Raw genomic sequence first — 19,430 nt, 5'->3', positions numbered from 1 at the left:
TGCAAATTGGCAGGAGCTTTTTGAAGATTGGTATTTGCTTGGGGAGGAAGATACCCGATGGAACCCATACAGGGACACAGCGGAAAAAAATGAAGAAAAGGATGAAGAAAGCAGTAAAAATGGCTGGTTTGACCACGTTGGTGAGTTAGTCAAAAAAATGGATGCAAATCAATTGCAAAGTCATATCAATAACATCAGTGAAGTCTTGGGAACGGTCCAGGGTGTCATCAGCCAGTTCCAATCGAATCCAAAAGGTACCACGGTTACAAACGAAACACGTTCTAAACCTTCTCATCCATTTTCGTTCCGTAAGGACTAGGGGGATAGGCTATGAGAGCAGACATAATTGAATATATTCATTCCAATGAAGAATTAAAGATGTTTCTGAGGGAAAAGCCGGAATGGTATAGAAGACTTTCAAGGAATCCGAACGAGCTGGAGAAATTTGAAATTGCGTCAATCAATCATTTTCAAAAAACGATACCACATCGGGTACAGAAATTCTCTAATGGAGTTCAGATGGCATCCATGATGATCAGCATGTTTCAAAGCATGAATAACTCTGAATAGCAAGTGACCGGCTGAACATAGAAGGAAAATAACTCGCGAAGAGGTTTTCCTTTTTTTTGTTTTTATTTGGACAAGCTTAAAAAGAAATATGAGTTTTTGTATTCAACGGGTAAATATAACGTAATATGGGGAAGGCTAAAGGAAAAGGAGTGGTAAAGACTATGAAAAAGATTATTCTTTTGTCCCTCTCTATGTTGGTGTTGTTGAGCGGTTGTAAAGATGATATACCCGAACCAGAAAGTTTCTCGTTTATAAATAAGGTTCATGCAAAAGAAGAAAAATCCCTTTCCGTGAAGCATATTGTTCAAGGAAATCAGGTATTCATTGAATGTGTAGTGCCTGATGTAACGTTTTCATCCAAAAGAAAAGGCGCCAAGAAAGGGAAGATCGTCGTCTCATCAAATTCAGGCGGATTATACAAAGAATTTTACACCGCAGCGTTCGTCGTGAAGAATCTCCCAAAGGGAAATCATATATTGAATGTAGAAGTGGTGAATCTGAGTAATAAACCTTTAGGAATCAAGAAGCGACTGTATGTGACCATTCCCTAAGGATTAGAAATCGAGAAATAGCAGGTGGAAATTATTTTACAGAGCAAATTCGCTTCCGGCCATAAAACGTGTTAAAATAACGTTACGGAGGTGAGCACTTTGCTTGCTACTATAGAAAGAATGGAAATTTTAGATAGTGCAGATGAACTATCTCAGTGGATCTTAAATTCCGATGTGGCAGAAAATTATCGGAAGTCTTTATATAAACTTCGTAATAATAATGAAACGCAGAGAAAAATACAGATTTTTACTCGCATGAAAGAAAGTTACGAAGAAGTACAGCGTTTCGGCCGCTATCATCCGGATTACAAAACGGTCATGAAAGAAATCCGGGAACTAAAACGTGACATGGATATGGATGATAATGTAGCAGAATTCAGACGTGCAGAAAATGAGCTTCAGGATTTACTGGACAAAGTGAGTCAGATTATTGGATACTCTGTTTCTAAAAATGTGAAGGTTCCGACTGGCAATCCTTTCTTCAGTGGAAGTTCATGCGGCGGCGGTTGCGGAACCGGCGGGGGCTGCGGCTGTTCAGCCTGATATGATAAAAAGAACGGGCTTATCGCCCGTTCTTTTTATTGACGTTACTGTTTTAACCGTACACAATCGACACATAAATTTCCACAGCAGAACATTTTCTCCTGAGGAACATAAAACCGATGACGGTAAACAAATATGGAGGATTGCGTCCTGAAGAAAATCGTATCCGAATGCAGTCTTTTGCCCCTCATCGCACGAGCCGACCATTTCTTTATTAAATATTCCACATCACTTTTATCAAGCAAGGTGTCTACATACAGAAAGGGAATGCCCGCAATCTTTTTTACGGTTGCATCCTGAATATCCGGTTCAGCGCGAAGATACTCAATGAAATCATCCCATATGACGCTCAGATCCATCTAAACCCTCCATCCGCACATTAACTATCATAAGTACTATACCCTAAAAAGGGTCAATAATGTTCAGAAGTGGATGAGATTTTTAAATAACTTGCGTCTCCGCATCTCGTATTGTCCAACTCCTCGAGACATAAGCCATGCCATCCAAAAAAGCAAAAGACGCTTTTATGGCTGCCCTGTCTTATGCTTGTCGCCTCTGGGCGAGCCGCCTCCGCATTTCGAATTGTCCAGCTACGGCGGCTAGCCCCTCGAGGTCATAAGCTAAATGGTCCAAGAAGGCATAGAGCGCCTTCCCGGCCCATTCATCTTTTGCTTGTCGGGGCTGAACGAGCCGCCTCCGCATTTCATATTGTCCAGCTACGGGGCTTAGAGGCACATGTCATAAGCCAAATCGACCAAGAAGGCACAGTACGCCTTCATGGTCGATTCGGCTTATGCCACCGGCCTCTGAGCAAAGCCCCTCCGCATTTCGTATTGTCCAGCTCTGGCGGCTAGCCCCTCGAGGTCATAAGCTAAATGGTCCAAGAAGGCATAGAGCGCCTTCCCGGCCCATTCATCTTTTGCTTGTCGGGGCTGAACGAGCCGCCTCCGCATTTCGTATTGTCCAGCTCTGGCGGCTAGAGGCTCGAGACATAAGCCATGCCATCCAAAAAAGCAAAAGACGCTTTTATGGCTGCCCTGTCTTATGCTTGTCGCCTCTGGGCGAGCCGCCTCCGCATTTCATATTGCTAATTCCCATATTTTTGTGCTAGACTGATAAAAAAGTGATTCCTAGAGGGGAAACGGTATGTTGACTGAAAGACAAGGATTAGTTGTTTGGTTACATAGTTTAAAGCATGCAAAGTCTTTGAGACGATTTGGGAATGTACACTATGTATCGAGGAAAATGAAATATGTTGTATTGTATTGTAATCAGGATGAAATCGATTCTGTCATGGAACGTATTACTTCTTATTCTTATGTGAAAAGAGTGGATCCTTCCTATAAACCTTTTATTAAATCAGTGTTTGAAAATTCCAGACCTGATAAGGCGAAGGAATATGATTACAAGATGGGATTTTAATTGATTGCTGCCAAACAAATTGTTGGCAGCTTTTTCTTTTGGTTTCAGATGCTCATTGTAAGGGTAGGATATAGTGATTTAATCTTAATATGGCAATCAGGTGTTGATAATAGAGTTCCTTCTCGGGAAAAAGAGTGGATGGCTTGACATCCATCTGAATAATCGTTTTTTCAAGTTTCTCAGCAGTTTGTTCAAACAGTGAATACCTCTTGTTCGCCATCATGTTTGGATTCGGTATGCCTTCCCTGCAGAAATATATTGCCTGAAACTTCCCTTCTGTTGTCGGTTTCATTACGATGCCAAGCGACGTAACCGGCCGGTCTTTAATGATAGTATGAAAAGCCATCAGATGCTGTACTCGATCTTTATTGTGTCTTGCAGATTCCATCAATTCATAAATATCAGATAATCCTTCACCTAATTCGATAAAACGCTGAATCATGTTTTAACTCCTTTTATCATGTATTTAATCAATTCCTTATTATTTCAAACATAGTATGAGAAGTAAAGAAGTTATGAGGGGTGATTGTATGGTATGGGTTTTTCTTGGTTTGGTGGTTTTCTTGACTTGCTCTTATGTCGTTACTCTAAATAAGAAAGAGAAAGATGTCCCATTGAAGAATGTTGATGCTTATATTGTAACTGCTATCCTTTCAACATTGACAGCTCATGGAGTGATCTCGCTTCTCGAAGAAAATGAATTTGAAGGGGAAACATTGCTTGGATTGAAAGAAAATCTCCTTGAACATTCAAGAATCAGTGAGTTTGAGTGGGATGAATTGGTCAATGACCATCTTGACAGCACTTGTCCTTTTATAGATAGTCAGGATCTGGACATAGGATAAGCATTGCAATATTATCGTAATTATTGCGTTGACTATATATCCCTTCGGAGAAATCTGATATCTTAATAGTAAGATTTAATGAAGGAGATCAAGATGAAACGTATCCTGATTTTATTTACTCTCTTTATGTCAATAGTGATAGCAGGAATTCTCTTTTTTCAATGGAACGGATTCATAGCAGGCAGTGCCGAAGAGTTCGATATTTCTGAAGTGGATCAGTCATTTACGATAGAACACATAGGTAAAGTTTTTTTTATTACCCAGAAAGTTGATTTTAAGACAGGTAACCAGGAGCAAATAACAATAGACTGGCCGGATGATGCTCAGAACTATCAGTGCTTGGATGATGAGGGCGAAAGCTGCCTCTCCAAAGAAAATGGAGAATTCATCTTGCAGATCAATAGAGAAAAACATACGGCAAATGTGACGATCAGTTACACACTTGAAAGACAAACTTCAGACGGGAATCTGCTGCTGAAGGAATGGTATCCTGCGCTATTAACCGCGATCCCGATGAAAACAACGATTAATATAATCGAAAAGACCAGCAGGGAAGCCAAATGGATATCTGGTTATAAAGAGTCAAAGCAAGAAGAAATGCATTTTCTCGATTATTATTCTTTTACCGGAAAGGGACCCCCGTCGGATTTGCTTTTGTACTCCGGGGAAATGAACCTGCTTGAAAATGCTAATACAAGAGTTTACTCAAAAGAAATGTCGAAATTTAACTTGGGTGACATAGGTTTAAAAAATGAGGGGTTTGTAACAGCAGTCATTGATGACCGTTTTCCTGCAAGTGAAACGGAAAATTTCCTGATCATCAATGGGGATATTTCTCGATCCTCATTACTTCAAAAAGTTGATTGGGCTTTGGAACAGCAACATAATTCTGCTTCTTACCAAGACAGCTGGTTAAAAGAGTTGAGAGCAAACATCATTTTGAAATCATCTCATGGGTCTGCCAAAACGATGAATGTTTTTCGTGATTTACAAACAGGTCTCACAGAAGCCCAATTTGATTCCTTCAGACAATTGCTGCTGAAAGAGAAAGGCCACATACTACAGGCCGGTCAAATGGACGTATTGTTGAAACTGGCCACCAATTTAAACTCTACTTACTTTCAGGAAATCAGCAATACAACTGAAGAAATACCGTTTATCCTGAAAGCACCTCAAACTGTGCTGCTGAATGACAAGCCTTTAATCGATGTGGACTTCATACAATATAAACAAAAAGAGTTGATTTCTTTAGCAGAGCTGTTCGAGGCAATCGGAATAGAGTACAATTTCCTCCAGGAAGATGTGATTTATGCGGTGAAAGGCGGCAGTTCGTATCGGTTCTATGTCAATAAGGACTATTTTATTTTGAACGAAGAGAATTACGGACTCCTGACAAAGCCGGTTCAAAAAATAGGCAGCACTGTATTTATGGAAGCAGAGTGGCTGGAAAAGCTGTTTGAAGTAGATATTGACAGAAGCAGTTCCCAGGTAGAAATACAATTATCAGAAACATAAAAAGCCCTGCAGAATATCTGCAGGGTCCTTCATATCCATTACTGGAAAGAAGGCAAAGGGAGAGGAGAAACCGGAGGAAGAACTTATGGGGAAACGTAAGTCTTCTCCGCGGTTGGCAACAACATCAGTTTGGATGTTGTTACTTCCATTATCACCTATCAATTTGTTTTTATACATTTTAGGATCAATTTCCTGAAGTAGCGATTCATGTAGATTTATGTTAGGATAATGTAGAAAAAATACATATATGGTGGATGATTATGAGAGTAATAGCAGGAACGTTAAAAGGCAGGCCATTAAAAGCCGTTCCGGGAAGCGGTACACGGCCGACCACAGACAAAGTGAAAGAGTCGATATTCAACATACTCGGTCCTTATTTCGAAGGCGGAATGGGCTTGGATCTTTTCGCAGGCAGTGGAGGACTTGGTGTGGAAGCATTAAGTCGCGGACTAGAAAAGGTAATATTTGTCGATAAAGATTCCAAGGCCCTGCAAACCATTAAGGCCAACTTAAAAGAATGTGACTTAATCGATAGAAGTGAAGTATATCGCAACGATGCGAATCGGGCTTTGAAAGCGATAGCGAAGAGGGGGATCGCGTTCGACTATATCTTTTTGGACCCTCCATACAAACAAAGAAAACTAGAGGAATTGGTTACGTTCATAGATGAGCATAACCTTCTAAATGAAAACGGTTTCGTCATGTGTGAATACAGTTCTGGGAGTACACCATCACAAGTGATTGGCCGATTGCAGAAATTTAGAGAAGAAACTTATGGGATTATCGGAATATCGATTTATACATATCAAAAATAGTGAAAAGGCAGACATGGAGGTAAATGATCATGACGAGTATTGCAGTGTGTCCGGGAAGCTTTGATCCAATTACATTCGGACATTTAGATATCATTACGAGAGGGGCAAAGGTATTTGATGATATATATGTAGTAGTACTGAATAACTCCTCTAAGAAACCGTTATTCTCTGTTGAAGAGCGAATCGAATTGATTCGCGAATCCACCAAAGACATTCCAAATGTAGTTGTCGATTCATTTCAGGGACTTCTTGTAGACTATGCGAAAAGCGTGAAGGCAAGTGCTATTATCAGAGGGCTGAGAGCGGTATCGGATTTTGAATATGAAATGCAGATCACTTCCATGAACCGAGTATTGGAAGAAGATATTGAGACATTCTTTATTATGACGAATAATCAATATTCCTTCTTAAGTTCCAGTATCGTTAAAGAAGTGGCCAAATATGGTGGAAACATTTCTGAGTTGGTGCCACATCCAGTAAAGGACGCATTAAAAGAGAAATATTCAATTAAAGAATAAAAAACAGGGTTGTTCATTTGATATGAATAGCCCTGTTTTCTATTTTAAAGTGATTTATTTAACATTCTTTTACTGTAAATTACAATGTAAACCAGTAAGCTTAGAATCGTCATAAGCGGGCCGAATGTTTTGAGCCAATAAAAGATTTCACTCCATATATATACATTATCATGCGCGAATACAGGGATGGCATTTGAAAGCTGTTCATCTGAAAATCTTTGATAAACAGGCTCCCAGATAATGAGTGTTGCAATTGATGATGCAGCACCATGAAGAAACCGGGCGTAAAAAAATGGTTTAAATCGTATATCGGTCTGGGCAATGATACTGGCAACCTGTGCTTGTACGCTGAAGCCGCTGAATCCTAAGATGAAGCTTGTGATGATCGCCTGATGCAGCAAGGTGGCTTCTGTTACTCCGCTTGTCAGCTTAGAGCCCAATGTGATTTCAAATAACCCCGAAATGAAGGGGATACTCAGTTGTTCAGTTAGCTGAAACAGGATGAGTATGCTGGAGAATCCTTCCGCAATGAATGTAGTTATATTCAAGTGATACAGCATTTTATTCATAACAGAGAAAAGGATGATAAACCCACCGATCATCAATAATGTCTGGATGGAAGAAGTTACTGCATCTCCAAGCAATTTACCGATTGGCCGATTATCCTTCAGCCTTGTTTGATGAAGAGCTGAAAATGCTTCTGTGATTAAAAATCGTTTCCTTTCCTTAGAGTGATTCCTTTGGAGTTCTTCCTCTTTTCTCCCATAAAACCTCATCGCGAGGCCGACACAAATATTTCCAATATAATGAGCACATGCCAGCACAATCCCAAGAGTAGCATTTTGAAAAAATCCTACTGAAACAGCACCAAAAATAAATAATGGATTGGATGAGTTCGTGAATGAAACAAGTCTCTCAGCCTCGATCTTTGTCAGTTGGTTTTCCTGCCGCAAGCGCGCAGTCAATTTTGCTCCAGCAGGAAATCCCGAAGCCATCCCCATTGCCCATACAAATCCTCCAGCTCCGGGTACCCGGAATAACGGACGCATCAGCGGTTCGAGTACTACCCCTATAAACCTTACAACACCAAAACCGATGAGCATTTCAGAAACGATAAAAAACGGCAGCAGCGAGGGAAATACAATTTCCCACCACATATCGAGTCCCCTGATGGAAGCCTTCAAGGATTCACCAGGCATGATGATTAATGCCGCAGCAAACATTGTCACACTAGCCGATAATACCAACGTTTTCAATTTCGACTTCAACAGCACGTCCTCCTCATAAACCTTACTATCTCAATTTCTTGTGAAACACAGAAAGAATGATAAAATGAAATTAACCTCTACTTGTCCTCATATTATTCAATATACTCATACATATTAGAAATAGACCATATGATGAATTGAACCGCAAACTAAGGGTAAAGGGGGAAGGCCTTTTGAGTAGACCGAAGATAGGATTAGCCCTTGGTTCAGGTGGAGCAAGAGGATTTGCGCATCTCGGGGTCTTAAAGGCCTTTGATGAGGAAGGAATCCCTGTGGATTTGATAGCAGGTAGCAGCATGGGGGCGTTGGTTGGCTGCCTTTATGGTGTCGGTCATAGAATGGAAGACCTCTATAAACTATCCACCACTTTCAGAAGGAAATATTATTTGGATTTCACCGTTCCGAAAATGGGGTTCATTTCTGGTAAGCGAATAAAAGAATTCATACAATTATTTTCTCATAATAAAAACATCGAAGATTTAAACATACCTGTTAGTGTAGTGGCTACTGATATAACCAATGGAGAGAAAGTCATTTTTACTACTGGTCCTGTCGCAAGTGCAGTCCGTGCCAGCATTGCCATCCCCGGTATATTCGTTCCTGAAAAAATCGACGGCCGCCTTCTGGTGGACGGCGGGGTGATTGACCGTGTGCCTGTTTCAGTAGTGAAAGAAATGGGCGCAGATATCGTGATAGGAGTAGATGTTTCCCATGTCAAAAGAAATGCGGAAATCACTACGATTTATGATGTGATCATGCAAAGCATAGATATCCTCCAGCTTGAAATAGTGGCACATAGGGAGTTTGCTTCAGATTTCATGATTCGGCCACATGTCGAAATGTACAGTACCCGCGCTTTCAAGAATATAGAAGAAATCATTTATATGGGGGAAGAAGAAGCCAAGAAGGTCATTCCTTCTATTAGAAAAGCGTTAGAGGAATGGAAGGAGTAAATTTTATGAAGAATAGAACGCTGATTAGGATCCTGGTCGTAATGACTGTTTTTATCGTTGCAACATCTTTTTACTATCTTCCCTATTATGTAACCAAGCCGGGCAGTGCCCATGAACTTGATCCTATTGTTAAAGTGAAGGACGGGGACGAGGATGAAGGAGAGTTTATGCTGACTACAGTCAGAATGGGGAAAGCGAACATCTATGCCTACCTTATAGCCAAAATTAAGAAATATGAATATATCTATCCGGTTGAGGAAATCAGAAACCCTCATGAAAGCGACGAAGAATACAACCTGAGACAGCTTCAATTGATGGAAAACTCCCAAAATCACGCAATCGAAGTTGCCTTTAAGGAAGCAAATAAGCCTTATCACTATAATTATAAGGGGATATACGTACTGAATGTATATCCTTCCATGCCCGCAGCTGAAATATTGAATCCTGGTGATCGGATTACAGCCATAGATGGACAGAAGTTTGACTCCTCAGAGCAATTCATAGAGTATTTAGAGAATAAGAAAAAAGGTGATTCAGTTGAGATAACCTATATCAGAAATGATCAAAAAATGACTGATAAGATCCCGCTGAAAGAATTTCCGGATATGCCCGATAAATTCGGTCTCGGAATTTCATTGAGTGATGATAAGGAGATTGTAACTGAACCGGCTGTATCCTTGGATACGGAAGAGATAGGCGGTCCTTCAGCCGGCCTGATGTTCAGCCTGGAGATTTATAATCAATTAACAGAAGGAGACTTAACAAAAGGGTATTCCATAGCGGGGACCGGAACAATTTCAGAGAATGGTGAAGTGGGCAGGATAGGTGGAATCGAGCAGAAAATCATTGCTGCCGACAATGCCGGGGCAGAGTATTTTCTTGCCCCGGATGAATCAATTTCTGATGAAATGAAGGAAAAACATCCCGAGTTGGAATCAAATTACTCAGCTGCTAAGAAAACAGCTGAGGATATCGAAACCGATATGAAAGTCATTCCGGTAAAGACTTTTGATGATGCCGTAACGTTTTTACATTCACTTCCAAATAAGTAAACAAGGAGAGACTGTCAAAAGGCAGTCTCTCCTTGTTTTATGAAAGGTGCAGCAGCGTCTATCTCATAATGATCGGGGGCTGAGACCATTCCTGAAGGAGCAGTTTATTGGATTGGGAAGAAGGAAGCCCCAGAGAATACACTTCGGAAGCTTTTATATCTAAGAAAATATCATCCTTATTTGCACTTGAAAGTTTGCTGACTAGTGGAAGATTCAGCGATTTCTTGCATAAGTGAAGATACTCCCGTCCTTTTTGGTTCATTCCAAGCAATCTGATATAAGCGGGTGAGTAATGTCTTCTATTCATCTCTTCTTTGGATGTATTTGTTAATATGTGAAGCGACATTCGTTGTAAACGGGTCCATGTATACCTTTTTGTTTTAAGCATGGTCATGAATTCATAAAACGACAGTGCTTCTCTGGCGCATTCAATGATTCTATTCTCAATTCCTTCTTCAATTTCATATATATCCTGAAGTTCTGAGGGGGAGGATGCGATTATTTTATATTTCAATAACGGCCAGTAGTTCTCCCATCTATGATATCCCCCAATCTCCTGCCTATATTCGTCAAGGACGTTCAGACTCGAGGAAGGTATATAATGATTGATCGTTTCAGTTTGCCGGTTCGGATCAAAAAGAGTTTTACGGATACTGGTCGCACTTGCGATGGAAGATGAGGTAAAGTGCTCATCATGATAGCCTGCAGATTCCCTTGTTATGGTGAATGCTTGCATGCCGGGAGCAAATTCATTCCTTGCAGAAACATAATGATAGCCTAAAATATTATTAGGCTTGCTTAAATCGATCATGTCCTCACTGCCTTTTATATCTTTGAAGGCTTTCGATAGAGCTGAAGGATAACTTACACCTTTACTTACATAGTCTTTAATGGAATTGTTATATGTATGTATATTTTCATCGATTAGATCGACGGTCTCCTCAAAAGATGCCAAATCCCCGTCTTCACTGCCAAAACAGAAGCTATCACAGCCTATTTCACTGAGAAGGGAAATGGATCCTTTCGCGAAAATTTCTGCATGCTGTGTGGCAAATGCATACGGCAGTTCAATGACCATATCAACACCTGCTGCCAACGCCATTTTTGTACGTGCCCATTTTGAAGTAAGTGCGGGCTCACCCCTCTGCAGAAAATGCCCGCTCATACAGGCAATAACAAGATCTGCTCCAGAAGCTCTTTTTGTTTCATTTAAATGATGCAAGTGTCCGTTATGAAACGGATTATACTCGACCACAACCCCGGTTGCTTTCATTGTAAACTCCACTCCTTTAATTAAGGATCTCCCTTGAAATCACTGTTATTTGATAGCATGGATGTCCCGGAATTAACAGTGGTGCTCAAAACCACCGGTTCGATATATAAAGACAATCCATTCATTACAGGTACATAAATTTTTAAATATATATAAGTATCATATCGGATATTATAAAATATTTGAAACACATTATAATAAAGCGTTATAATTGCAACACTGGTACAGTAATAAGTGTAAAGAAAAAATATTGACAAACGGTAATATCAAGTCTATAATTACCTTTGTTGCCTTGAGGTGATGACATTGAAATGGTCAATTATACAATTACAGAAATTCAGGGATAAAGGACTTACTCTAGATGAAACGGTCACTTTCGAAGATCCAAATGAAATTGATCCGCAAGTCAGAGAAGTATCTCCGATTCATGTTACAGGTAAAGCAGACATTGGTTCCAACCGTGTCACCTTCCATCTTCATATAGACGGGAAACTTGTTTTGCCTTGCTCAAGGACCCTCGTGGATGTGGACTTGCCAATTGATCTGAATACAATTGAGACATTCCTGCTTACAGATACTGAATATGATCAGTACGAGGAAGAGGAAGTGCACCGAATTGATGGGGATGTAATTGATTTAAAACCAGTAATAAGAGAGTTGCTGTTACTTGAGATTCCATTGCAGGTAATCAGTGATGAAGCGAGAGAACAGGATAAGCTTCCTTCCGGTAAGAACTGGGAAGTGCTGACCGAAGAACAGGCTTATGAAGTCGAAGAGGAAAAAGAGAAAAAAGTTGATCCTCGACTCGCTGATTTAGCAAAGCTTCTTGATCAAAACAAGAACTCTTAAAAGCGAAGTACCAGTTCGTTCTGGCTTCATAATATTTTTATCTCTATAAGGAGGTGGGAAGAATGGCAGTACCTTTTAGAAGAACATCTAAAACAGCAAAAAGACAACGTCGTACACACTTCAAACTACGTGTACCTGGTATGGTAGAATGCCCAAACTGTGGTGAAATGAAACTAGCACACCGTGTTTGTAAAGAGTGCGGAACGTATAAAGGAAAAGAAGTTGTAAATAAATAATTTACAACATATAAAAAAAGCGTGAAGAGACCATGGCTCTTCACGCTTTTTTTTAATTGATAAGAACGTATAAATTTCATCTCGAGAATTGTTGGCTCCGGGGCGTAGTGGCACATGTCATAATTCAAACCGACCAAGAGGGCAAAGAACGCTTTTGTTGCCGATTCGCCTTATGCCACCCGCCTCTATACAAAGCCCTTCCGCTTTTCTTGATGCAATACTGTTCAATTTTGTTAAATCAATTTACACTAAGGTGGGAGGGGATGACAAATGGGTGAATACATCATACATAAAAATCAGGAAGGAATTCTTCAATTCATTATTAACCGTCCAGAGAAACGTAATGCTATTAACTATGGGGTAATGGACGGGTTAGAAAAGGCATTGAAAGAATGTGAGGAAAATCCATCCATAAAGGCATTTCTCATTACAGGAAATGGAGAAAGGGCATTCTGTTCCGGAGGGGATTTATCGAAATTCAACAGTCTTAAAACCGAAAAAGAAAGTTATGAAATGCTGCGCAAAATGGGAAGTATTTTAATCAAATTGGCTTTTCTGCCTAAGCCCACTCTCGCATTTATAAATGGAACTGCTATAGGCGGAGGGTGCGAGATAGCTGCAGCTTGTGATTTGAGGATTGGGAAAAAAGGCACGAAAATGGGATTTGTTCAAGGCAGCCTTGCGATTACGACCGGTTGGGGCGGAGGAACCCTGCTGCATAAGCGGATTCCTTCGGCAAAAGCCTTGTCTCTTCTTATGACTGCTGAATTGAAAGATGTTGAGTCATTGTTAGAAATGGGCTTTATAGATGAATTAGTGGAGAATACAACGGAAATAACTGAAATTCCCCTTTTAAAGGGAATATCAACTAAAACCCATGGAGTACTGACAGCATACAAAAAACAGATGCTGACCGGTTGGAATAGAAGGGAAATGGAGGAGCGAATAGAAAAAGAAATTCGAGAATGCTCGAGGCTTTGGGCGTCTGATGACCATCATGATGCGGTAGAACGCTTTTTATCTAAGTAGCTCATATAGAAATAAATTCTGAAGACAAGCATCCTGTTGATTCTATCTTCTCTAGTAAGTGCATATGCATAAAATAAATGGATCTAACGGGAGGGATGGAAATGTCTTCAAATAGACAGGATGCTTGGAGTCAGGATGAAGATGTAATACTAGCTGAAGTGGTGCTTCGCCAAATTCGTGAAGGCGGTACCCAACTGAAGGCTTTTGAAGAGGTGGGCAGAAAACTATCGAGGACTTCGGCTGCATGTGGTTTTCGCTGGAATTCATTTGTTCGTAAACAATATAAATCAGGTATTGAATTAGCAAAAAAGCAAAGAAAACAATCAAAAAAACATACACCGCCGCTGCTCAAAAATCATTCTCCGGAGGAAGACGCGGCTGTGACCCGGGTTCAATTGCAATCAGGTCAGAATGTTCACGACAGTTTCTCTATGGGGAGTATGATTCAATATTTACAACGAGCAGAAGAAGCCGTAATTAATGAAGAAAAGGTGAAACAGGAGAATACACAGCTGCATGAACAACTCTCTCAATTAACGGGAAAGCTTCAACAAGCTGAATCAGAATTAAAAGAATTCAAAAGCAAATTTACCTTACTTGAAGATGATCATAAATCACTGCTGACTATTTTTGAAAAAGCAAGAAAGATGGCACTTTTGCAAGGAAATGAAGAAAAAGTAAAATTTCAGATGGATAAAAACGGTAATCTTCAAAGGGTCAATAAGTAAAGTTGAGATGGTTGACTCTTGAATAATCCATAAGAAAGGCTGGCTAAAGTAACTTTAGCCAGCCGTTTTCCTTTTTGGCCAATTAACTGATCTTTTGTTCCTTTACTCCTTCAGGATACCAGACCAGAGGGTTTTCTCCGAGGTCTCTTTCCACATCATAAGTGACAGGCTCAAAACTCATCTTCTCCCAGAATCCCTGCGATTTGATACGAGAATTAGTTTTGATCGGCAGCCCGAATTCTTTTGCGAATTCCACGAGCAATTTGCCATATCCCTTGTTTTGATATTTAGGAAGTACCTCGAGTTTCCACAGCTCCAGATAATTTTGAGGCGGGTCGAAGTATTGATCGAATCTGGCCTCTCTCTGATATAAACTCATTCTTGCAATCAATGTATCTCCGAAGTATATACCGTAAAATGGAGATTCACTATCGTTTTCGATGATGTTCGCTTGTAGATCTTCAAGCATGGAGAGTTCCTGCACACCATATTCTTTAAACTTTTTAAACTCTTCAAGAGTCTTATAATTCACTTTTAATTTTTCAACTTTAACTGCCATACTTTTACCTCCTACTATTGCATCCTCAGATATTTCTGATAACGGAATCAAGTGAATCCGTTATCAATAATGAGAAAATTAAATGATTATATATTATTATTATATAACAAATAAACAAAAAATTCTGCACCTATTTGAGAAAACGTTTACAATAGAGGGGAGGATTTCGACGGTTTTTGTAGAATCCTTATTATTGAGATGCTGTTTTTTTCAGAAAGGGGAGAGATTGTGCAAAAAGTCTTAATTGCGAACAGGGGAGAAATTGCTTCAAGAATAATAAAAACATGTAAACAATTAAACATTGTTACGGTTGCAGTCTATTCTGATGCTGATGAGGAGATGCCTTTTGTTAAGGAAGCTGATATCGCCCATCGAATTGGTGAACCGCCTGTTAACAAGTCTTATTTAGTGATAGATGCCATTCTTGAAGTTGCAAAAAAAGAAAATGTGGATGCGATTCACCCGGGTTATGGATTGTTATCGGAAAATGGTGATTTTGCAAAGAGAGTTTCGGAAGAAGGCTTTACGTTTATCGGACCACATCACAGTGTCATTCAGAAAATGGGAGATAAAGTAGAAGCAAGAAAAGTGATGCAGGATGCTCAGGTACCGGTTGTTCCGGGAAGTAAAGGCGGGATAGACAGTATAGAGGCCGCTAAGGAGCTTGCAAAGGAAATTGGGTATCCGGTCATGCTCAAAGCCAGCGGCGGCGGCGGCGGAATCGGGATGATTCGCTGTGAAAATGAGCAAGCGCTCGATCAAAGTTTTGATTCTACTAAAAATCGGGCCAAAGCATATTTCGGGAAAGATGAAGTATTCCTTGAGAAATGTGTGGAAAATGCACGCCACGTAGAAGTTCAAATCTTTGGAGATGAGCACGGTAACATCGTTCATTTGTATGAACGGAATTGTTCTGTTCAAAGACGAAATCAAAAAGTAATAGAAGAGTCTCCGTCTCCGATGCTGTCCGGGAAGACAAGTCAAGCAATGTATGAAGCTGCTGTCAAAGCTGGGAAAGCAGTGAATTACATCAATGCTGGAACGGTCGAATTCATTGTTGATGGAGATGAAAATTTTTATTTCCTTGAAATGAATACTAGATTACAGGTAGAACACCCAGTTACGGAATTTGTGACCGGGCTTGACCTTGTGAAATGGCAGCTGCTCGTTGCAGACGGACAACCTCTCCCGTTGTTGAATCAAGATGAGATAACATCAAAAGGGCATGCCCTCGAATTCAGAATTTATGCCGAGGATCCTAAAACCTTTTATCCTTCTCCCGGACAAATCACTTTATTGAATTGGGGAAACAGTGAAGGGGTCCGTATTGATTCGGGGTATATAGAAGGGAATAAAGTAACTCCTTTTTATGATCCGATGATATCAAAGTGCATTATCCATGGAGAAAATCGAATAGAGGCAATAGAAAGAGCCAAGGCGTTCTTTGCTGACGTTCAAATCGAAGGTGTCAAGACCAATGTAAGTCTCTTCCGTGAGATTATCGGAGAGAAAGAGTTTATAGAAGGAACTTACACAACTAAGTGGCTTCAGAATTATTTGACTGCAAATCGAACATAATTTGATAATTGGAGGAAACAGACATGAAAGAAGTTACAGCAGCAATGGCAGGAACTGTGTTAAATGTTTTAGTGGAACAAGGCGGAAGTGTTTCAGCAGGGGATACGGTACTCATGCTTGAATCGATGAAAATGGAAATCCCGGTCGAAGCAGAAGTGGAAGGCAAAATTTCCGAAGTGAAAGTTAACGTTGGAGACTTTGTAAACGAAGGAGACGTATTGCTCATAGTTGAAGGCTAAGAAACTTTAGGCTAATATTTCCTATTTTTATAGAAACGTCTTCCAGAAAATCAACAGACTGTTTTCGATCGTTCTTTTTGCTGGAAGAGCAGGAGGAGGTTTCTTTGGATATTGAACTGGGAATGGTACTTGCTGGTATTTAACTGAAACAGCTGTTTGCTGGAGTGGAAGACGAAGGCTCCTGCGGAAAAGTAGCTTATGTATGACACGGGCGACTGAAGATGCATATGGGCTGCCCGCGGAGAGCGAAGTCTTCCACGGAACCAAATGGTCATCTTTACATAACGAACAAAGGGGGATTTATATGACTGCATCAAAAACGTTTATCAATACACTTAATGAAACAAGGGAAAGAATTAGTGCCGGCGGACAGCCGAAATATCATGAAAAATTGAAAGAACAAAACAAAATGTTTGTCCGGGATCGTCTTGAGCAATTATTCGATAATGGGGATTATCAGGAAGACGGTATGTTTGCCAACAATAAAGCGGATGATTTACCTGCAGATGGAGTGGTGACAGCCATCGGGAAAGTTGGTGGACAGACTGTCTGTGTGATGGCAAATGACTCTACCGTAAAAGCGGGATCATGGGGTGCCCGAACCGTGGAAAAGATTATTCGCATCCAGGAAAACGCATTGCGTTTACAAGTGCCTATACTTTACCTTGTGGATTCCGCAGGGGCGCGTATTACCGATCAGCTTGAAATGTTCCCGAACAGACGGGGTGCGGGAAAGATATTTCACAATCAGGTGAAGATGTCCGGCATGGTGCCCCAGATTTGCGTACTATTCGGACCTTCTGCTGCAGGCGGCGCTTATATTCCTGCATTCTGTGATATTGTCATCATGGTTGATGGCAATGCCTCCATGTACCTCGGTTCTCCTCGCATGGCTGAAAAAGTAATTGGTGAAAAAGTTACACTTGAAGAAATGGGCGGGGCTAGAATGCACTGCACCGTCAGTGGATGCGGAGATCTATTGGCAGCATCAGAAGAGGAAGCAATCCAAGAGGCGAAGAGATACTTAGAATACTTCCCGGCAAATTACAAAGAGAAGCCGTCTGTGAAAGATGGACTGGCTCCAAAGACAGAAAAGTTGCTCGAGGAATTAATTCCTCAGCATCAGAATGCTCCATTTGATATGTATGAAGGGATCAATACACTGATTGACGAAGGAAGTTTCTTTGAAATGAAGAAATTGTTTGCACCGGAGTTAATCACAGGCTTTGGGCGTATGGACGGAAAAGTCGTTGGGATTATTGCCAATCAGCCAAAGGTGAAAGGTGGAGTCTTGTTCCATGATTCTGCCGACAAAGGAGCTAAATTCATTCAATTGTGTGATGCTTTCCATATTCCTTTATTATTCCTGGCTGATGTCCCGGGCTTTATGATCGGCACAAAAGTTGAAAGAGCGGGTATAATCAGACATGGAGCAAAGCTCATCGCGGCTATGAGTTCTGCTACTGTTCCTAAGATTTCAGTTATCGTGAGGAAAGCGTATGGAGCGGGATTATATGCGATGGCCGGTCCTGCCTTCGAACCCGATCTATGCATTGCCCTGCCGACTGCTCAAATTGCTGTGATGGGACCTGAAGCCGCGGTGAATGCTGTTTATTCGAATAAAATCCAGGCGATTGAAGACCCGAAGGAACGAATTAAATATGTTCAAGAGAAACAACAAGAATACAAAGAACATATCGATATTTATAAATTGGCCTCTGAGTTAATCGTTGACGAAATCACGGCTCCTAATGAGCTGCGTTCAGTATTAATTGAACGCTTTAAATTGTATGAAACCAAAGATGTCCAATTCAGTGAAAGAAAGCACCCTGTGTATCCGGTGTGAAGAGACTGCCGACTTGTTCCTGAAATTTTTCAGGGACAAGTTTTTTATTTCAACAGTACTTTTACACCTATAGTTTTCTACTGCGGAAAAATTTGCTAAACTAGGGTTAGTACATACAAATCGATTCTTATGAAGGAGAGCTCATGAAAATTGGAATTATCGGAGGAGGGGCAGTCGGGCTTCTCTTTTCCTCTTATCTAAGTGAAAAATTTGATGTCACACTTTTGGTCAGAAGAAATGAACAAATGACCCTTGTTAACCGCAGTGGTGTCACCCTCCGGAGATCAAATCGTTCAATCACTTCATATCTGAATGGTGAAATTCTTTCGGGAAAAATGACAGCATATGATTTAATTATTATTGCTGTTAAGGAATATGACCTTGAATCTGTTCTGACGATTCTAAGGGAGACGGACAAGCGGGTCCCTCTGTTGTTCCTCCAAAATGGCATCGGCCATTTAAGCAGGGTGAATACACTCCCTCATCTGAATCTTCTGGCAGGTTCGGTGGAACACGGTGCATTAAAAGAAAATGATCATTCAGTGATTCACCTCGGTATCGGCAAGACAAATCTTGCTGTAATTAGAGGAGAATTGAATAGTGCAGAAGAATTATTAATACAGAAGATAGACTATTTTCCGTTCATTCTTCAAGACAATTACGAAGTAATGATGTTAAAGAAATTGTTTGTGAATGTCTTGGTCAATCCACTTACAGCAATTGTTGGAGTAAAGAATGGGAGATTACCTGCTAATCCTCACTTCCTTCATATCCAAAATAACTTATTTGAAGAATTACTTATCCTCTTTCCACAAATGAAGAACCACATACACTTTCAAGAGATAATGGATATATGTCTCGGCACTTCTGAAAATCGATCGTCCATGCTAAAGGATATAGAAGAAAAAAGGAAAACAGAAATTGAAACTATCCTGGGGTCCTTACTGTTAAAAGCGGAAAAGGATAACCATTTTGTACCCATCATGAATACACTTTACGAATTGGTAAAAGGAATTGAAAGAGAAGGTCAGGGGGGGTAGA

The 19,430-nt window shown here is 40.5% G+C and carries 24 protein-coding genes; 19 read left to right on the top strand and 5 right to left on the bottom strand.

Features of this window, described 5'->3' with window-relative positions:
* From HP456_RS01560 to HP456_RS01545, 4 genes are all read left to right on the top strand, one after another.
* Nucleotides 1-319 (top strand): YlbD family protein (locus HP456_RS01560; protein ID WP_172248254.1); only part of this gene is annotated, 319 nt, incomplete at its 5' end.
* An 11-nt stretch (nt 320-330) separates the two neighbouring features.
* Nucleotides 331-570: a YlbE-like family protein gene (locus HP456_RS01555; RefSeq protein WP_172248253.1), complete on the top strand. Its 240-nt coding sequence runs from the start codon at nt 331-333 to the stop codon at nt 568-570.
* Nucleotides 571-731: 161 nt separating this feature from the next.
* Nucleotides 732-1,121, top strand: coding sequence for a hypothetical protein (locus tag HP456_RS01550; protein ID WP_172248252.1), 390 nt, complete (start codon nt 732-734; stop codon nt 1,119-1,121).
* A gap of 99 nt (nt 1,122-1,220) precedes the next feature.
* Nucleotides 1,221-1,664: a YlbF/YmcA family competence regulator gene (locus tag HP456_RS01545; RefSeq protein WP_172248251.1), complete on the top strand. Its 444-nt coding sequence runs from the start codon at nt 1,221-1,223 to the stop codon at nt 1,662-1,664.
* 44 nt (nt 1,665-1,708) lie between these two features.
* Here HP456_RS01545 and HP456_RS01540 read toward each other — a convergent pair whose 3' ends face one another.
* Nucleotides 1,709-2,023 carry a hypothetical protein gene (locus tag HP456_RS01540; RefSeq protein ID WP_172248250.1) on the bottom strand — a complete coding sequence of 105 codons (315 nt, stop codon included), beginning with the start codon at nt 2,021-2,023 and terminating at the stop codon, nt 1,709-1,711.
* 787 nt (nt 2,024-2,810) lie between these two features.
* Between HP456_RS01540 and HP456_RS01535 the strand changes: the two genes are divergently transcribed.
* Complete coding sequence (locus tag HP456_RS01535; protein ID WP_172248249.1) at nt 2,811-3,086, top strand: YlbG family protein; 276 nt, start codon at nt 2,811-2,813, stop codon at nt 3,084-3,086.
* A gap of 52 nt (nt 3,087-3,138) precedes the next feature.
* Here the strand turns inward: HP456_RS01535 and HP456_RS01530 are convergent, their stop codons facing one another.
* The gene (locus tag HP456_RS01530; RefSeq protein ID WP_172248248.1) at nt 3,139-3,528 is read right to left on the bottom strand and encodes a DUF7147 family protein; all 390 of its coding nucleotides are present in this window, start codon (nt 3,526-3,528) and stop codon (nt 3,139-3,141) included.
* An 88-nt stretch (nt 3,529-3,616) separates the two neighbouring features.
* Between HP456_RS01530 and HP456_RS01525 the strand changes: the two genes are divergently transcribed.
* From HP456_RS01525 to coaD, 4 genes are all read left to right on the top strand, one after another.
* Nucleotides 3,617-3,931, top strand: a complete 315-nt coding sequence (locus HP456_RS01525; protein ID WP_172248247.1) for a hypothetical protein — start codon at nt 3,617-3,619, stop codon at nt 3,929-3,931.
* 93 nt (nt 3,932-4,024) lie between these two features.
* A complete protein-coding gene (locus HP456_RS01520) occupies nt 4,025-5,446 on the top strand; it encodes a stalk domain-containing protein (protein ID WP_172248246.1) in 1,422 nt (473 codons plus the stop codon).
* Between the two features lie 260 nt (nt 5,447-5,706).
* Nucleotides 5,707-6,261, top strand: coding sequence for a 16S rRNA (guanine(966)-N(2))-methyltransferase RsmD (gene rsmD / locus HP456_RS01515; RefSeq protein WP_172248245.1), 555 nt, complete (start codon nt 5,707-5,709; stop codon nt 6,259-6,261).
* 29 nt (nt 6,262-6,290) lie between these two features.
* Nucleotides 6,291-6,779 carry a pantetheine-phosphate adenylyltransferase gene (coaD, locus tag HP456_RS01510; protein ID WP_172248244.1) on the top strand — a complete coding sequence of 163 codons (489 nt, stop codon included), beginning with the start codon at nt 6,291-6,293 and terminating at the stop codon, nt 6,777-6,779.
* Nucleotides 6,780-6,823: 44 nt separating this feature from the next.
* On the opposite strand, the gene spoVV is transcribed toward coaD, so the two are convergent.
* Entirely contained in the window at nt 6,824-8,050 is a 1,227-nt protein-coding gene (gene spoVV, locus HP456_RS01505; protein WP_172248259.1) for a dipicolinic acid transporter SpoVV, read from the bottom strand.
* Between the two features lie 170 nt (nt 8,051-8,220).
* Between spoVV and HP456_RS01500 the strand changes: the two genes are divergently transcribed.
* On the top strand, nt 8,221-9,000 hold the full coding sequence (locus tag HP456_RS01500; RefSeq protein ID WP_172248243.1) for a patatin-like phospholipase family protein: 780 nt from the start codon (nt 8,221-8,223) through the stop codon (nt 8,998-9,000).
* 5 nt (nt 9,001-9,005) lie between these two features.
* Nucleotides 9,006-10,052 carry a SepM family pheromone-processing serine protease gene (locus tag HP456_RS01495; protein WP_172248242.1) on the top strand — a complete coding sequence of 349 codons (1,047 nt, stop codon included), beginning with the start codon at nt 9,006-9,008 and terminating at the stop codon, nt 10,050-10,052.
* A gap of 58 nt (nt 10,053-10,110) precedes the next feature.
* On the opposite strand, the gene HP456_RS01490 is transcribed toward HP456_RS01495, so the two are convergent.
* Nucleotides 10,111-11,325 carry a nucleotidyltransferase gene (locus HP456_RS01490; RefSeq protein ID WP_172248241.1) on the bottom strand — a complete coding sequence of 405 codons (1,215 nt, stop codon included), beginning with the start codon at nt 11,323-11,325 and terminating at the stop codon, nt 10,111-10,113.
* Between the two features lie 306 nt (nt 11,326-11,631).
* On the opposite strand from HP456_RS01490, the gene HP456_RS01485 reads away from it, so the two are divergent.
* From HP456_RS01485 to HP456_RS01470, 4 genes are all read left to right on the top strand, one after another.
* A complete protein-coding gene (locus tag HP456_RS01485) occupies nt 11,632-12,174 on the top strand; it encodes a YceD family protein (RefSeq protein WP_281357935.1) in 543 nt (180 codons plus the stop codon).
* Nucleotides 12,175-12,236: 62 nt separating this feature from the next.
* Nucleotides 12,237-12,410, top strand: a complete 174-nt coding sequence (rpmF, locus tag HP456_RS01480) for a 50S ribosomal protein L32 (RefSeq protein ID WP_032088947.1) — start codon at nt 12,237-12,239, stop codon at nt 12,408-12,410.
* Nucleotides 12,411-12,680: 270 nt separating this feature from the next.
* Nucleotides 12,681-13,439 carry an enoyl-CoA hydratase/isomerase family protein gene (locus HP456_RS01475; RefSeq protein WP_172248239.1) on the top strand — a complete coding sequence of 253 codons (759 nt, stop codon included), beginning with the start codon at nt 12,681-12,683 and terminating at the stop codon, nt 13,437-13,439.
* Between the two features lie 101 nt (nt 13,440-13,540).
* Nucleotides 13,541-14,167 carry an RsfA family transcriptional regulator gene (locus HP456_RS01470; RefSeq protein WP_172248238.1) on the top strand — a complete coding sequence of 209 codons (627 nt, stop codon included), beginning with the start codon at nt 13,541-13,543 and terminating at the stop codon, nt 14,165-14,167.
* Between the two features lie 82 nt (nt 14,168-14,249).
* Here the strand turns inward: HP456_RS01470 and HP456_RS01465 are convergent, their stop codons facing one another.
* Nucleotides 14,250-14,726 carry an N-acetyltransferase gene (locus HP456_RS01465; protein ID WP_172248237.1) on the bottom strand — a complete coding sequence of 159 codons (477 nt, stop codon included), beginning with the start codon at nt 14,724-14,726 and terminating at the stop codon, nt 14,250-14,252.
* A 228-nt stretch (nt 14,727-14,954) separates the two neighbouring features.
* Here HP456_RS01465 and HP456_RS01460 point away from each other — a divergent pair, with 228 nt between their 5' ends.
* The 4 genes from HP456_RS01460 to HP456_RS01445 all read left to right on the top strand — a co-directional run bounded on the left by HP456_RS01460 (nt 14,955) and on the right by HP456_RS01445 (nt 19,429).
* On the top strand, nt 14,955-16,304 hold the full coding sequence (locus HP456_RS01460; protein ID WP_172248236.1) for an acetyl-CoA carboxylase biotin carboxylase subunit: 1,350 nt from the start codon (nt 14,955-14,957) through the stop codon (nt 16,302-16,304).
* Between the two features lie 23 nt (nt 16,305-16,327).
* Nucleotides 16,328-16,543: a biotin/lipoyl-binding carrier protein gene (locus HP456_RS01455; protein WP_172248235.1), complete on the top strand. Its 216-nt coding sequence runs from the start codon at nt 16,328-16,330 to the stop codon at nt 16,541-16,543.
* Between the two features lie 304 nt (nt 16,544-16,847).
* Nucleotides 16,848-18,389 carry an acyl-CoA carboxylase subunit beta gene (locus HP456_RS01450; protein WP_172248234.1) on the top strand — a complete coding sequence of 514 codons (1,542 nt, stop codon included), beginning with the start codon at nt 16,848-16,850 and terminating at the stop codon, nt 18,387-18,389.
* 143 nt (nt 18,390-18,532) lie between these two features.
* The gene (locus tag HP456_RS01445) at nt 18,533-19,429 is read left to right on the top strand and encodes a 2-dehydropantoate 2-reductase (RefSeq protein ID WP_172248233.1); all 897 of its coding nucleotides are present in this window, start codon (nt 18,533-18,535) and stop codon (nt 19,427-19,429) included.
* Nucleotide 19,430: the final 1 nt, after the last annotated feature.

Origin of the sequence: Bacillus haikouensis (assembly GCF_013179555.1) — a bacterium.
Lineage (GTDB): Bacteria > Bacillota > Bacilli > Bacillales > Bacillaceae_B > Rossellomorea > Rossellomorea haikouensis_A.
This window is presented reverse-complemented; position numbering and strand designations above follow the sequence as displayed.